The following is a 13,404-nucleotide window of genomic DNA, read 5'->3' on the forward strand; positions in this document are numbered from 1 at the left end:
CCGCCCCGGCCCCGGTATAACCCCCCGCGGCGTGGCTGCCCTGGGGGCGTTTTCCCGGCGCTTGATTTGCCCCAACCACCCCCCCCCCCCGGGGGGGGGGCGCCCCCCCCGGGGGGGGGCCCCCCCACGCCCAACTGGCAGCTCCAGGAGGTCATCCACGTGTCGGTCGACCTGACATGGCGCAAGAGCAGCTACAGCGGTGGCGAAGGCGGCAACTGCGTCGAAGTCGCCTCAACACTCCCCATCGACTGGCGTAAGTCGAGTGCCAGTAACCCGAACGACGACTGCGTCGAGTTCGGCCAACTGGCCAGTATTGTCGCCGTCCGCGACAGCAAGGACCCCCACGGCCCCGCGCTCACCTTCTCCCCCGACAGCTGGCAATCCTTCATCGCCGACATCCGCTCCGACAACTTCCCCACCACCCCCTGAATCACCATGGCGGCCCCGCGCACCGCGCGGGGCCGCCATGACTTGATCCGTCATCAGGTCTGCGAAACGGTGTGAGGCGCATCGGCGCCCCGGACCACGAGGGCGTCGTCCGTATCCCCGTCCGGATGATTCCGGCCTTGCGGAAGGTGTGCGATGACGCAGAACGTGCCGGACTTTGGCGCACTGCTGAGGAGCGCTGAGCGTTCGGCAGTCCACCTGGAGATGCGGGACTCCTATATGGACGACCCGGTCTTCGCCGACTGGCGCGCGGGGCTGCCGGTCGATCGGCCCGATGCCTACGATCTGCCCGAGGAGTACCAGGCCTGGGCCGCCCTGGTGGAGGAGACCGTTGCCCGCGGCGTCGTGATGCGCCGCGCGCGAATCGTCTCCGAACCGGTCACCGACTACATCCGGTGGGAGCACGCCATCACCGCACGGCACAACGTCGCGCTCGGCGAACAAGTCCGCTGGCTTCCCCGCCGGCTGGCCTCCGACCTCGCGCTGCCGGGCAACGATCTCTGGCTGATCGACGACCGCCTGGTCCTCTTCCACTGGTTCACCGGTGACGGTGACTGGGCCGGCCATGACTTCAACGAGGACCCGACCACGGTGAAGATGGTCTCTACCTCCTTCGAGGCGGTCTGGGAGCGCGCCGTCCCACACGCGCAGTACACCGTCTGATTCACCACCGACACCAGGCAGTTCGCACATGTCGTCGTCCCCGTCGTCCAGCGTGGTCGAGGCTCGCAACGCGCTCGCCGAAACGATGGCGGGCCAGCTCAACCATCTGATCGCCGCCGCCTCCAGCCCGTTCGTCAGTGTCGGCCAGTGCCGGAGCGGGCATCCCCCACACCCTCCAAGCTGCGACCGAGCCATGGTACTTGCGAGCAAGTTCGGGCAAGTTCGTCGCGCGAGGCCCCATCTGTGCGGAACGATCGCTCAAGGCAATCGTCTCAGGCCGCCAGGAGGCCACCATGGCACTGCACAAGCTCGGCCAGGACCCCGACAGCCCTGAAGGCAAGTCCCCGACCGTCTACTTCGACGACGCGACGGGCAACTACATCCTCCAGGGCTGGAAGGTGCTCGACCCGGCACGTCTCACGCACATGGACGTCCCCGAGCACGAAACCGTGATCGAATTCCCCAGGCGAATGATGCAGTTCTTCCCGGAGGTGAACGGTGGCGCCGGCCCCCACGCTTGAGGACCTGCTGCGGAGTTCCACCCGCTCGGCACTCCATCTGGAGATGCGCGACGGATACATGCGCGACGACCCGCTGTTCCTCCGCTGGCTCAGTGGGCATCGCGACGATCAGGCGGACCGTTCGTCCTGGTGGAGCCCCTGGTTGCAGCTGATCCAGGAGACCACCACCCGCGGAGTCGACGTGCGCCGGGCCCGCATCATCTCCGAACCGGCGAGCGAGTACATCCGGTTCGAGCACGAGATCACGTTCCGGAACATCGCCTCCGGCGAGCAGGTCAGATGGCTCCCCCGCCGACAGGCGACCGATCTGGCGCTCCCCGGCAACGACTTCTGGCTCATCGACGGGCAGCACCTCCTGGTCCACCACTTCAGCGGAGAGGGCGACTTCGTGGAACACGAAGTCGCCACCGACCTGCGGACCATCAGCCACTGCGCCTCGGCGTTCGAGGCTGTCTGGGCGCGCGCCCTCCCCCACGAGGACTTCCGGCTGACCTGACCCGTGTCCGCGTCATCCAGCGTCCAGCAAGCAAAGCAGGCCCTCGGCCAGCGTCTGCGCGATATCCGGCGGGATTCCGGACTGAGCGCGCGAGCGCTGGCCGAAGCTGCGGGGTGGCACGAATCGAAGTGCTCCAAGATCCAGAGCGGTCGCGTGATGCCGTCGGAAGCCGACATAAGGACCTGGACCGCCATCTGCGGCGTCCCCGGTCAGGCAGCCGACCTCATCGCAACCGCCCGGAACATCGACGGCATGTACGTCGAATGGCGCCGGCTCGAAAGGTCAGGCCTCAGACGGGCGCAGGAATCCGTTCTCCCCCTCTTCGAACGAACACGCCGGTTCCGCATGTACCAGTCGTGGGTGGTCCCCGGCCTGCTCCAAACTGCGGCGTACACGCGCGCCGTACTCAACACGATCGTCTCGCTGCGCAGCACTCCCGACGACGTCGACGAGTCCGTCGCTGTCCGGATGGAGCGGCAGAAGGTGTTGCACACCGGGGATCACCGCTTCGCCTTCCTGGTCGAGGAGTGGGTGCTTCGAACGGTCATCGGCACCCCTGACGTCCTGATCGGGCAGCTCGCCCATCTGATCACCGTCAGCGCCCTGCCGTCGGTCAGCCTCGGAGTGATCCCGCTCGGGGCAACCAGAGGATCAGGCTGGCCGGTTGAGTCGTTCACGATGTACGACGACGCCCAGGTGAATGTCGAACTCGTATCCGCTCACCTCACCATCACCCAGCCGGCTGAGATCGCCGAATACAGCCGGACCTTCTCCGAACTGGCTTGCATCGCAGTCCACGGGGCCGCGGCGAGATCGCTCATCACCAGCGCCATCAACGCGCTCGGGTGAATTCGAGCAAGCTCAAGCAAGTTGGTCGACCGCTTATGCGCCCGCTCCCTACCGTCTCAAAGTGTCACCACAGACACCCGCGCCGTCCGACGACGCGAGGCGACCACATCACCCTTCCAGCACGAGAGGAGACCGCCATGACCACCACGTCCATCGACCGCCAGCCGTTCGCCATGCGCTACGCCGCACGCCAGACCAGCGAGCCGGCTGACGCCACCGGCGTCACGTACGACCAGGAGTTGCAGATCGCCGTCACGTCCGACGGCAACCCCTGGGCGCACACCGCCCACAGCGAGACCAGCAGCAACACCAACTCCGACAGCAGGAACGACGAAGGCACCGACTTCTACTAGGAGAGCCAAGGTGACGGAGCCTGACGGCGAGGCGGTGCTGGTTCTCACGAGCCGGCTCGACTCGACTGCGGATCTGGTGGTCGAGCACCTGAACAGCCGGGGCGTCCCGGTGTTCCGGTGCGACACCGCCGAGTTCCCGACCGAACTCACCCTGACCGCAACGCTGGAGGACGGGTGGGCCGGCGTGCTCGACAACGGGCATCGCACGCTCGACCTGGCGGACGTCCGGTCGGTGTACTTCCGCAGGCCCGAAGAGTTCCGGCTGCCTGACGGCATGTCCGAGGCTGGGCGGCGGTTCGCCGCCGCCCAGTCCCGGGCCGGCTTCGTCGGCGTCGCCGTCGCTCTTCCCTGTCTGTGGATCAACCACCCCGCGCGGGACCTGGATGCCAACCACAAGCCCTGGCAACTCGCCGTCGCCCGACGTCTGGGGCTGGATCCGCCGCGCAGCATCATCACCAACGACCCCCACGCGGCACGGAAGTTCGCCGCCGACCTCGGCGCCCCGATCATCACCAAGAGCCTGGGCGCGCCCGTGGACACGGTCGTCATCGACCCCGCGGGCCTGGACGACTCCGTACGCCTGTGCGCGCACCTCTTCCAGGAGTGGATCGACAAGGCCCACGAGGTCCGGTTGACCGTGGTCGGCAACCGCTTCTTCCCCGTCGAGATCCACGCCGGGTCGGAGGCCGCCCGCGTCGACTGGCGCACCGACTACGGGAGCCTCACGTACCGGTCGACGACCGTCCCCGGCCCGGTGCGCGAGCGCGTGTCCGCGTTCATGCGCGAGTTCGGACTCGTCTTCGGGGCCTTCGACTTCATCGTGACGCCGACCGGGGACTGGCGTTTCCTCGAAGTGAACCCCAACGGCCAGTGGTCGTGGATCGAGCACAAGACCGGCGTGCCCATCTCGCGCGCCATTGCGGACCTTCTGGAGAAAGGCAGCACAGGTGGGTAACACCCTGGAGGAGGCCGAAGAAGCAGCGCGCGAACTGCGCACCGCACTGGTGGAAGAACTGGAGCACGACAACTCCCTACGTACCCCGCACTGGCGGGACGCAGTGTCGGCAGTGCCCCGCCATGTCTTCCTGCCGAGCTTCTACACCGCCGTGGACGGCTCGGACGGCATCACCCGCTACACCGCCGTCAACCGCGACACCGACGCCCAGACCTGGCTTCGGCTCGCCTACCAGAACACGACCTGGGTCACCCAGCTCGACCACGGCCTCACCCAGCCGAACAGCGAACCCCGCACCGGAACGCCCACCAGTTCCTCGACGCTCCCCGGTGTCGTGGTGCGGATGCTCGAAGACCTCGACGTACCCGATCGCGCCAACGTGCTCGAAGTCGGGACCGGCACCGGCTACTCCACAGCGCTGCTGTGCGCCCGCCTCGGCGACCGGTACGTCACCAGCGTGGAGCACGACGCCGCCTTGTCCGCCGCAGCCGGCGAACGGCTCGCCTCCCTCGGCCACCGGCCCCGCCTGGTCGTCGGCGACGGCGCCGAGGGCTGCCCCAGCAGCGGACCGTACGACCGGATCATCGCGACGTACTCGCCCGCCCGCGTCCCGTCCCCGTGGCTGGCCCAGGCGCGCCCCGGCGCAGTGATCCTGGTGTCGCTGGTCGGCAGCCTCGACGCCTACGGCTACGTGAAACTGCATGTCGGCGACGGTGAAGCCCAGGGCCGGTTCATCGACTCCGACGTCTCCTTCATGCTCTCCCGGGAGACCCGGCGGCCCGCGATCGGACCCCTCATGCGCGCCGCCCTCCGATCCCGTGACAACGCGGCCGGTCTCGACACGGCCATCCACCCCGACCTCCTCGACGACCCGGCGTTCCTGTGGAGTGCCCAACTCGCCGTGCCCGGCACGACCCGGCTGCGCCTGTCGGCCGACCGCGTCACAGGCCGGTGGTTCCTCCACCCCGACGGCTCATGGGCGGTACTGGAGAGTGGGAACGACGGCACCACGCGCGCCTTCCAGGGCGGCCCACGCGCCCTCTGGACCGCGCTGGAGGCCACCGCCTCGACGTGGTCGTCCCATGGACGTCCGGGGCTGGAGCGCTACGGGCTCACAGTGGCTGCGGAGACGAACACGGTCTGGCTGGACGACCCCGGCAACCCGCTCGGCGTCCTCGGGGAGTGAGCGCCCCGGGCGGCTCCCTCTGCAGCCGCACCACCGTCCCTGCCATGCCCTCTGGCAGCGGTGCGGTGACCACCTGTACCGTCCCCAACTCCCTGCACTACCTGCACCTGTGACAGCCGTCGACCGAAGAGGAAGCATCGCAGCATGAGCAATCATCGTGAGAGCCGCCGCCGGTTCCTGGGCCGGGCCGGAGCGGCGGGCATCGCCCTGGGCGGGGCGGCGGCCGGCGCCGGCGCCGTGCTGTCCGGCGCACAGGCCGCCACCGCGGCGAGCGGCACCGCCACCGCCACCGCCACCGCCACCGCCACCGCCACCGCCATAGCGGCGAGCGGCACGTTCGGCTACACCGACGACGGCCGGGAGTACACCGTGGACACCGGCGCCGACCTGGTCTTCCGGGTCAGCAGGAGCACGGGCGACCTGACCTCACTGGTCTACCGGGGCACCGAGTACCAGGGCTACAACGGGCAGAACTCCCAGGTCGAATCGGGCCTCGGCCCGTCCACGGTGAGCATCGCCCAGCACGGCGGGACCATCCTGGTCAGCGTCGCCCACGGCACGCTGCGCCACTACTACGCCGCACGCCAGGGCGAGAACAACGTCTACCTGTGGACCGACAAGGCGGACCACTCGATCACCGTCACCCGCTACATCGTGCGCGTCCGCCCCGGCGTCTTCCCCAATGACAACCCCGACTCCTGGGACGCCACCCAGGACGTCCTCATCGAGGCCCAGGACGTGCGCCGCCGACCCGACGGCACCACCCGGTCCAAGCACTACTCCAACCAACGGGTCGTCGACTACCGGTACGTGGGCTGGAGCAAGCCCGGCGTCGGCCTGTGGATGGTGCGCAGCAACCACGAGAAGGCGTCCGGCGGACCGTTCTACCGCTCCCTGATGCGCCACTCCTACGACACCGGCGCGGGCCTGTACGAGATCCTCTACTACGGCGAGAACCAGACCGAGCCGATGCGCTTCGGCCTCCAGGGGCCCTACGTGCTCGCCTTCACCGACGGCGGCGCACCCTCAGCGGAGCTGTGGCCCGACCGCATCGACACCTCCTGGGTGGACGGGCTCGGCCTGGAGGGCTGGGTCGGCGACAGCGGCCGCGGAGCCGTGGCCGGGGTGGGCATCTCGGGCCGCAACCCGGCCCTCGCCTACACCGTCGGGTTCGCCAACGCCGACGCGCAGTACTGGGCGACCGCCGACCCGGACCGCGGCGCGTACATCGCCCGCCGGATGCTGCCCGGCGACTACACCTGGACGGTGTACCAGGGCGAACTCGCCGTCCGCACCGGCGCCGTGACCGTCCGGCCCGGAAGCACCACCGCCCTGCACACCATCACCCTCGACCCCGCCGACGACCCGGACCAGGCTCCGGCGATCTGGCGCATCGGCAGCTGGAACGGCAGCCCGGCCGGCTTCCGCAATGCCGACCTGGTCACCCACGCACACCCCTCGGACGTGCGCGCCGCGCCGTGGACCGGCGACGACTTCACGGTGGGCCGGTCCACGGACGCCGACTTCCCCGCCTACCAGTGGCGGGACGTCAACGACGCCCGGAGGGTCATCTTCGACCTGACTGCCGAGCAGGCCGCCGACCCGCACACCCTCAACATCGGCATCACCACCGCCTTCCTCAACGCCCGCCCCCGGGTCCGGCTCAACGACTGGACCTCACCCGTCCCCGCTCCCAACCCCGAACCGAGCACCCGCTCGCTCACGGTCGGCTCCTACCGCGGCAACAACCACACCTACGCCTTCACCGTCCCCGCCTCCGCCCTCCGGCCCGGCACCAACACGCTCACCATCACCGTCGCCTCCGGCAGCAGCGGTTCGCAGTTCCTCAGCCCCGGTTTCGCCTACGACTGCGTCGAACTGCTCACCTGAGCCCGACAGCCGGTGGAGCCGCCCCGGCCACGGGCTGCTCCACCGGATGCATCCGGGTTCATGGTGATCAACTGGCCTGGCCGGTCGGCATGATGGTGACCTGCTGGAGGTTGACCCGGGGCGGCAGGGTGGCGATGAAGCCGACCGCCTCGGCGACGTCGCCCGCCGTCAGCCACTCCATGTCGCCCTTGGAGCCCTCCAGCCACTCCAGCGCGCCCTGGTCGGTCACGTGGCTCTGCAGCTCGGTCCCGACGATGCCGGGCTCCAGGGCGGAGACCCGGACCTTCTTCGGCCCCAGCTCGGCCCGCAGGGTGCGCGACAGGTGGCTGACGTACGCCTTCGTGCCGGAGTACACCGCGAAGGTGGGGAAGATGTTCTGGGCCGCGATGGAGGAGGTGTTGATCAGGTCGGCCACGCCCTGCTCGGCGGCCGCCTTCACCAGCTGCGGGGTGAACACGCCGATCGCGTTCATCAGGCCGGTGATGTTGAGGTCGATCTGCTGCTTCCACTGGGCCGTCGCCAGCTCCTCGATCGGGGCGGGCAGCATGACCCCGGCGTTGTTCAGCAGCAGGTCGGCGCCGCCGAACTCGGCCTCCACCCGGTCCGCGGCGGCCTGCATCGCCTCGACGTCCGTCACGTCGGCGGCGATGGCGACCGCGCTGCCGCCGTTCTTCTCGATCCGCTCGACCAGCTCCGCCAGCCGCTCCGCCCGCCGTGCCAGGACGACGACCCGGGCGCCCAGCGACGCCAGCTTCTCGGCGGACGCCTCACCGATGCCGCTCGACGCACCGGTGACGACGGCGACGCGACCGGCGAGGGGCAGGGACGCGGTGTTCGTGGACATGTCTCTTACGCTCCAAGGGTGTTGGTTTCTTCGGCCGCCGATCCCCGTCGGCCGCAGATCCAGTACAACCCCCGCGCCACCCCCTCGGGACGCCATAACTGGCCCTGCCCGGGCAGGTACTGCCAGGGCCACCCAGAACCACCCGCCGACACCACCACCGCACCGACAATGGAGCCATGGACCGCACCAAGGAGATCGCCGGCTTCCTCCGCTCCCGCCGCGCCCGGGTCACCCCCGAGGACGCCGGGCTGCCCGCCGACGGGCGCGTCCGCCGCGTGCCCGGCCTGCGCCGGGACGAGGTGGCCCGGCTCGCCGGCGTCAGTACGGAGTACTACACGCGCCTGGAACAGGCGCGGGCCCTCAACCCCTCCGCCGAGGTGGTGGAGGCGATCACCCGGGCCCTGCGCCTGGACGACACCGAGCGCGAGCACCTCACCGACCTCCTCCACTCCGACACCCGCCCCGCCGCCCGCCGCTCCCCGGCCCGGGCCCAACGGGTGCGCCCCGGTCTGCACTTGATGCTGGAGACGCTCGACCACGTGCCGGCCTTCATCCTCGGCCGGCGCACCGACGTGCTGGCGTCCAACCGGCTCGCCCGGGAGGTCCTCACCGACTTCGACGCCCTGCCGGCGACCTGCCGCAACCTGGCCCGCTACTACCTGCTGGATCCCAAGGCCCGGGAGAGCGTGGGTGATTGGGAGCGGATCGCCGCCGAGACGGTGGCGATCCTCCGCCTCGAAGCGGGCCGCTACCCCAACGACCGGCAGCTCGCCGACCTGGTCGGCGAACTCACCCTCCGGTCACCGGAGTTCGCCGGATGGTGGAACGACCACCGGGTACTGCGGCGCACCCACGGCGCCAAGCACTACCACCACCCCCTGGTCGGGGACCTGCACTTCTCCTACGAGTCCTTCCAGGTGCCGGGCGACGCGGAGCAGACGCTGTGCGTCTACAACGTCGAGCCGAACTCCCCGACCGCGCAGTCCCTCCGGGTCCTGGCCAGCTGGACGGCGCCCACAATCCCGGCCCCCTAAAGACCCTGCCCGGCATCCGGGCGGGTCGGGTTCCAGAGTCGGTCGGCTTCGCCGCGGGCGAGATGGTCCTCGTAGATCCGCACCTTGTCCCGCATCATGTCCAGGGTTCGCTGCAACTCCCGGATCTGCCCCTCCACATGGTCCTGGTGCCGGCGCAACAGCTCAAGCCGTTCGCGTTCGTTGCCGGCACCCTCGCGGGCCAGCTCGATGTACCGCCGGATCTCCGCCAAGGACATGCCGGAGGAACGCAGCTTCGTGCAGATCGCCAGGCACTCCAGGTCTTCCTCGTGATAGATCCGACGGCCGTTGGCCAGGCGTCGCACGGGGTTGGCGAACAGGCCCTCCCGCTCATAGAACCGCAGCGCGTGCACGCTCAGTCCACTGCGCTGCGCCACCTCACCGATGCTCAGGTCCATGAACGATCCCCCATCACACAGCTGTTGATCTAGACCCGACTCTAGGACCTAGCGTCGGGTCCATCGACCCATCGGGTCCATCGGAACAGGGGAGAACATGAGTATCTGGTTTGTCACCGGCGCATCGCGCGGGCTCGGCGCGGAGATCACCCGTGCGGCGCTGGAACGGGGGCACAGCGTGATCGCCACGGCGAGGGACGCCTCCGCGGTACGCGAGGCGTACCCGCACGAGCCGGACGGACTGCTAGCGGTGACCGCGGACGTGACCGACCCGGCGCAGCTGACGGCCGCTGTGCAGGCCGGGCTGGCCCGATTCGGCCGGATCGACGTCGTGGTCAACAACGCCGGCTACGGTCTGGTCGGCGCGGTCGAGGAGGTGCCGGACGAGGCCGCCCGGGCACTGTTCGACGTCAATGTGTTCGGTGTGCTCAACACCTTGCGGGCGACCCTACCGACCTTGCGGGCCCAGCGGTCCGGGCACGTCCTGACCATCGGCTCCGTGGCCGGTTTCGCCGCCGCACCGGCAGCCGGCCTGTACGGCGCGTCGAAGTTCGCCGTCGAGGGCATCTCCGAAGCCCTGCACGGCGAACTGGCCCCGCTCGGCGTCCGGGTCACGATCATCGAACCGGGCGGCTTCCGCACGGACTTCCTGAGCGGCTCCAGCCTGCGGATCGAACCGGCCACCATCGCCGACTACACCGAAGGCTCGGGACCGGTGCGCGAAGGGCTGGTCCACTACGACGGCCGCCAGCCGGGCGACCCGGTGAAGGCCGCCAAGGCCATCGTCGACGTCACCGAGACCGCCGAGCCGCCCCTGCGCCTGCAGTTGGGCGCGGACGCGGTCGAGCGCGTCGAGGCGAAACTGGACCTGGTGGGGCGTGAACTCGACCAGTGGCGCCACGTAGCGCTCTCCACCGCCCTCTGACTGGCCTCGGGCGCCTGGGTGTCCACGGCGGCCCAACTACCCTTCCCTCCATGACCCATACCGCGATCGAGATCACCGAGGACCTGGTGCGGGAGCTCCTGCGCGACCAGCATCCCGACCTGGCCGGCCTCCCCCTCCGTCTCGGCGCGCGCGGCTGGGACAACCAGATGTGGCGGCTCGGCGACGACCTCGCCGTCCGACTGCCCTGGGTTACGGAGGCCGCAAGTGCCATGCTGCGCAAGGAACATGACTGGCTGCCGGCCCTCCCGCAGCCCCTCCCCCTGCCGATCCCGGCACCCCGGCGCCTCGGTGAGCCGTCCGAGCGCTTCCCCCACCCCTGGCTGGTCACCACCTGGGTGCCGGGCACGCCCGCCGACCGCGCCCCCGTCACCCGCGCCGAGGCGGCGGCCGAGACCCTGGCCGCCTTCCTGACCGCCCTCCACCGGCCCGCCCCCGCCTCGGCGCCCACCGGCGCCAGGGGTGGGCCGCTGGCCGACCAGGCCGAGCACGTCGTCAAGGGGCTCGCCTCGGCCGCCGCCATGGGGCTGATCCCTGACCCGGACACCATCCGCGCCATCTGGGAGGACGCCGTCACCGCGCCCGCCTGGACCGGCCCGGCCCTGTGGATCCACGGCGACCTCCACCCGGCCAACGTCCTCACCGCCGACGGCACCCTCTGCGGGATCATCGACTTCGGCACGCTCTGCGCGGGCGACCCGGCTGGCGACCTCGCCGCCGCCTGGTCCCTGCTCCCGGACGGCGGCGCCGACCTCTTCCACCGGGCCTACCGGCCCACCCAGGACCCGGCGACCCTGCGCCGCGCCCGCGGCTGGGCCGTCATGCTCGCCCTCGGCGGCATCCACATCGGCGAGGCCGGCCGCCACGGCCGCCCGGGCGGCAAGGCCAGCTGGGGCCCGCCCGCCCACGCCACCCTCCGCCGCCTCGCCGCCCACGCTCGCACCCGGCTGTAGCCGACGCCCACACCGGCCCGTGGCCGACGCCCACACCCGACACACAGCCGATGCCCGTACCCACCCACCCCACGAAAGGCCCGTGATGACCGAGCACCTGCCCGACTTCTCCGCCCTCTTGCGGGGCGCCCGCCGTACGGCCGTCCACCTGGAGATGCGGGACGCCTACGGAGTCGGCGGCGAGGCCGCCGAGTTCGCGGAGTTCAAGCGCTCCGGCGCGGTCGACACCGACCCGGACTCCGACTGGTGGTCCGGCTGGGTGCCGCTGGTCCGGGAGACCGTCGGCCGGGGCGTGCGGATGCGCCGGGCGCGGATCGTCTCCGAGCCGGTCACCGACTACATCCGCTGGGAGCACGCGCTCACCCCGGTGAACCTCGCGGCCGGCGAGCAGGTGCGCTGGCTGCCGCGGCGGCTGGCCTCGGACATCCCGCTGCCCGGCAACGACCTGTGGCTGATCGACGACCGCCTGGTGCTGTTCCACTGGTTCACCGGCGACGGCGACTGGGCCGGGCACGAGTACTGCGAGGACCCGGCCGTGGTGCAGCGGGTGTCCTACGCCTTCGAGACCGTCTGGGAGCGCGGCACCCCGCACGCCGGGTACACCGTCTGAGCACGCCCCCCGGGCCGTCCACCCGAAGACACGCGACGCCAGGGGTGCCCGTCCTGCCCCACCCGCCGACTGACGGGTCGGCGGGTGGGGCAGGAGCGGCACCGGCCGGACGCGGGCAGAAGGCCGAATGGCGTGCACGCCGAGACGTCACTCGGCATACCCCCGTCGCCATTCGCGACGGCCCGTCGCACCGCGCCCACTCTGGATTCGATCACCGGACAGCACAAGTGAATGTTTCTTGACTGCATCTCGTAGCATCCCTGAGATGTTGAACCTTGAACGCCTGCGGGTGCTGCACGCGGTGGCGACGACCGGATCCGTCGTGGGCGCGGCCCGGCTCCTGCACGTCACCACCTCGGCGGTCTCGCAGCAGATGGCGCGGCTGGAGCAGGAGACCGGCACCCACCTGGTGGAACGTCAAGGCCGGGGCATTCGCCTGACCGAGGCGGGCACCCTGCTCGCCGGGGAGGCCGCGGAACTGCTCGCGCACGTGGAACGCGTCATGGCGACGATGGCGCAGCACCACGGACTGGTGACCGGCGACCTCACGATCGCGGCCTTCCCCACCGCCGCCCGCGCGCTGCTCCCCTCGGCCCTGCGGGCCCTGCGGGCCCGGTACCCGGAGCTGACGGTGTCGGCGCGGGAGCAGGAACCGTACGAAGCCGTCCCGGCGGTGCGGCGCGGGCTGCTCGACCTGGCCGTCGTCGAGGACTGGACCGGTGATCCGCTCGCCCTGCCCCAGGGGCTGGACCACCGCGCCCTCCTCGACGACACGTACGACATCGCCCTGCCCCCGGACCACCGGCTCGCCGGCCACCCGACACTGAGCCTGGCCGACCTCGGCGATGAGCAGTGGATCACCTCGAGCGACGGGCAGCTGTGCCACGAATGGCTGGTGCGCAACATCAAGCGTGCCCGCATCGCCCACACCGCCTCGGAGCACCCCACGCAGTTGGCCCTGGTCGCGGCGGGACTGGGAATCGCCATCATCCCGCGCCTGGGACGTGAACCGGCCGCCGCTCCGGTACGGTTCGCACCCCTGGTGGACGCCCCACGGCGCCGGGTCTTCGCCGTCTGGCGTTCCACCTCGACCGCGCGTCCCTCGATCGGCGTCGTGGTCGATGCGCTGATCGAAGCCTGCCCGGTCGCCTGAGAAAGTGTTGGGTAACTGGGTGATCACTCGTTCTTGAGGTCGTCGGCGAGGCGGCGGGCGGCTTCGGTCTCGATGGGGCCGTGCGGTTCGA

General features: G+C 70.5%; 16 protein-coding genes. 14 read left to right on the plus strand and 2 right to left on the minus strand.

The window, feature by feature from the left end:
* Positions 1–159: 159 nt before the first annotated feature.
* From ACFVXG_RS42945 to ACFVXG_RS42985, 9 genes are all read left to right on the plus strand, one after another.
* Positions 160–429, plus strand: a complete 270-nt coding sequence (locus ACFVXG_RS42945; protein WP_387935945.1) for a DUF397 domain-containing protein — start codon at positions 160–162, stop codon at positions 427–429.
* Between the two features lie 153 nt (positions 430–582).
* Positions 583–1,110 carry a DUF6879 family protein gene (locus ACFVXG_RS42950; RefSeq protein WP_387935946.1) on the plus strand — a complete coding sequence of 176 codons (528 nt, stop codon included), beginning with the start codon at positions 583–585 and terminating at the stop codon, positions 1,108–1,110.
* 293 nt (positions 1,111–1,403) lie between these two features.
* Positions 1,404–1,631, plus strand: a complete 228-nt coding sequence (locus ACFVXG_RS42955; RefSeq protein WP_387935947.1) for a hypothetical protein — start codon at positions 1,404–1,406, stop codon at positions 1,629–1,631.
* Positions 1,632–1,674: 43 nt separating this feature from the next.
* Entirely contained in the window at positions 1,675–2,127 is a 453-nt protein-coding gene (locus ACFVXG_RS42960) for a DUF6879 family protein (RefSeq protein ID WP_387935948.1), read from the plus strand.
* A 3-nt stretch (positions 2,128–2,130) separates the two neighbouring features.
* Complete coding sequence (locus ACFVXG_RS42965) at positions 2,131–2,976, plus strand: helix-turn-helix domain-containing protein (protein WP_387935949.1); 846 nt, start codon at positions 2,131–2,133, stop codon at positions 2,974–2,976.
* Positions 2,977–3,113: 137 nt separating this feature from the next.
* On the plus strand, positions 3,114–3,329 hold the full coding sequence (gene tgmA, locus ACFVXG_RS42970) for a putative ATP-grasp-modified RiPP (protein ID WP_387935950.1): 216 nt from the start codon (positions 3,114–3,116) through the stop codon (positions 3,327–3,329).
* A 10-nt stretch (positions 3,330–3,339) separates the two neighbouring features.
* Positions 3,340–4,284: an ATP-grasp ribosomal peptide maturase gene (tgmB, locus tag ACFVXG_RS42975; protein WP_387935951.1), complete on the plus strand. Its 945-nt coding sequence runs from the start codon at positions 3,340–3,342 to the stop codon at positions 4,282–4,284.
* Positions 4,277–5,470 (plus strand): ATP-grasp peptide maturase system methyltransferase, encoded by a 1,194-nt coding sequence (gene tgmC, locus ACFVXG_RS42980; protein ID WP_387935952.1) that lies wholly within the window; start codon positions 4,277–4,279, stop codon positions 5,468–5,470. The genes tgmB and tgmC overlap by 8 nt, the downstream gene beginning before the upstream one ends.
* A gap of 144 nt (positions 5,471–5,614) precedes the next feature.
* Complete coding sequence (locus ACFVXG_RS42985) at positions 5,615–7,360, plus strand: rhamnogalacturonan lyase B N-terminal domain-containing protein (RefSeq protein WP_387935953.1); 1,746 nt, start codon at positions 5,615–5,617, stop codon at positions 7,358–7,360.
* Positions 7,361–7,427: 67 nt separating this feature from the next.
* Here ACFVXG_RS42985 and ACFVXG_RS42990 read toward each other — a convergent pair whose 3' ends face one another.
* On the minus strand, positions 7,428–8,204 hold the full coding sequence (locus ACFVXG_RS42990) for an SDR family oxidoreductase (protein WP_387935954.1): 777 nt from the start codon (positions 8,202–8,204) through the stop codon (positions 7,428–7,430).
* A 176-nt stretch (positions 8,205–8,380) separates the two neighbouring features.
* Here ACFVXG_RS42990 and ACFVXG_RS42995 point away from each other — a divergent pair, with 176 nt between their 5' ends.
* A complete protein-coding gene (locus ACFVXG_RS42995; RefSeq protein WP_387935955.1) occupies positions 8,381–9,238 on the plus strand; it encodes a helix-turn-helix transcriptional regulator in 858 nt (285 codons plus the stop codon).
* On the opposite strand, the gene ACFVXG_RS43000 is transcribed toward ACFVXG_RS42995, so the two are convergent.
* Complete coding sequence (locus ACFVXG_RS43000) at positions 9,235–9,654, minus strand: MerR family transcriptional regulator (RefSeq protein ID WP_387935956.1); 420 nt, start codon at positions 9,652–9,654, stop codon at positions 9,235–9,237. The genes ACFVXG_RS42995 and ACFVXG_RS43000 overlap by 4 nt on opposite strands.
* Before the next feature lie 97 nt (positions 9,655–9,751).
* Between ACFVXG_RS43000 and ACFVXG_RS43005 the strand changes: the two genes are divergently transcribed.
* The 4 genes from ACFVXG_RS43005 (at position 9,752) to ACFVXG_RS43020 (ending at position 13,313) form a co-directional block, all read left to right on the plus strand.
* A complete protein-coding gene (locus ACFVXG_RS43005; RefSeq protein ID WP_387935957.1) occupies positions 9,752–10,579 on the plus strand; it encodes an oxidoreductase in 828 nt (275 codons plus the stop codon).
* 50 nt (positions 10,580–10,629) lie between these two features.
* Positions 10,630–11,550 (plus strand): aminoglycoside phosphotransferase family protein, encoded by a 921-nt coding sequence (locus tag ACFVXG_RS43010; RefSeq protein WP_387935958.1) that lies wholly within the window; start codon positions 10,630–10,632, stop codon positions 11,548–11,550.
* A gap of 85 nt (positions 11,551–11,635) precedes the next feature.
* Positions 11,636–12,160, plus strand: coding sequence for a DUF6879 family protein (locus ACFVXG_RS43015; protein ID WP_387935962.1), 525 nt, complete (start codon positions 11,636–11,638; stop codon positions 12,158–12,160).
* A 265-nt stretch (positions 12,161–12,425) separates the two neighbouring features.
* Entirely contained in the window at positions 12,426–13,313 is an 888-nt protein-coding gene (locus ACFVXG_RS43020) for a LysR family transcriptional regulator (protein ID WP_387935959.1), read from the plus strand.
* The last annotated feature ends 91 nt before the right edge of the window (positions 13,314–13,404 follow it).

The sequence above is a fragment of the Kitasatospora sp. NPDC058162 genome, assembly GCF_042884005.1.
GTDB lineage: Bacteria > Actinomycetota > Actinomycetes > Streptomycetales > Streptomycetaceae > Kitasatospora.

Excerpts from the sequence above, each read along its gene's own strand:
- ACFVXG_RS42950 (WP_387935946.1), top strand. The coding sequence starts at position 583 with ATGACGCAGAACGTGCCGGACTTTGGCGCACTGCTGAGGAGCGCTGAG.
- ACFVXG_RS42955 (WP_387935947.1), top strand. The coding sequence starts at position 1,404 with ATGGCACTGCACAAGCTCGGCCAGGACCCCGACAGCCCTGAAGGCAAG.
- ACFVXG_RS42960 (WP_387935948.1), top strand. The coding sequence starts at position 1,675 with ATGCGCGACGGATACATGCGCGACGACCCGCTGTTCCTCCGCTGGCTC.
- tgmA (WP_387935950.1), top strand. The coding sequence starts at position 3,114 with ATGACCACCACGTCCATCGACCGCCAGCCGTTCGCCATGCGCTACGCC.
- ACFVXG_RS42985 (WP_387935953.1), top strand. The coding sequence starts at position 5,615 with ATGAGCAATCATCGTGAGAGCCGCCGCCGGTTCCTGGGCCGGGCCGGA.
- ACFVXG_RS42990 (WP_387935954.1), bottom strand. The coding sequence starts at position 8,204 with ATGTCCACGAACACCGCGTCCCTGCCCCTCGCCGGTCGCGTCGCCGTC.
- ACFVXG_RS42995 (WP_387935955.1), top strand. The coding sequence starts at position 8,381 with ATGGACCGCACCAAGGAGATCGCCGGCTTCCTCCGCTCCCGCCGCGCC.
- ACFVXG_RS43000 (WP_387935956.1), bottom strand. The coding sequence starts at position 9,654 with ATGGACCTGAGCATCGGTGAGGTGGCGCAGCGCAGTGGACTGAGCGTG.
- ACFVXG_RS43005 (WP_387935957.1), top strand. The coding sequence starts at position 9,752 with ATGAGTATCTGGTTTGTCACCGGCGCATCGCGCGGGCTCGGCGCGGAG.
- ACFVXG_RS43010 (WP_387935958.1), top strand. The coding sequence starts at position 10,630 with ATGACCCATACCGCGATCGAGATCACCGAGGACCTGGTGCGGGAGCTC.
- ACFVXG_RS43015 (WP_387935962.1), top strand. The coding sequence starts at position 11,636 with ATGACCGAGCACCTGCCCGACTTCTCCGCCCTCTTGCGGGGCGCCCGC.
- ACFVXG_RS43020 (WP_387935959.1), top strand. The coding sequence starts at position 12,426 with ATGTTGAACCTTGAACGCCTGCGGGTGCTGCACGCGGTGGCGACGACC.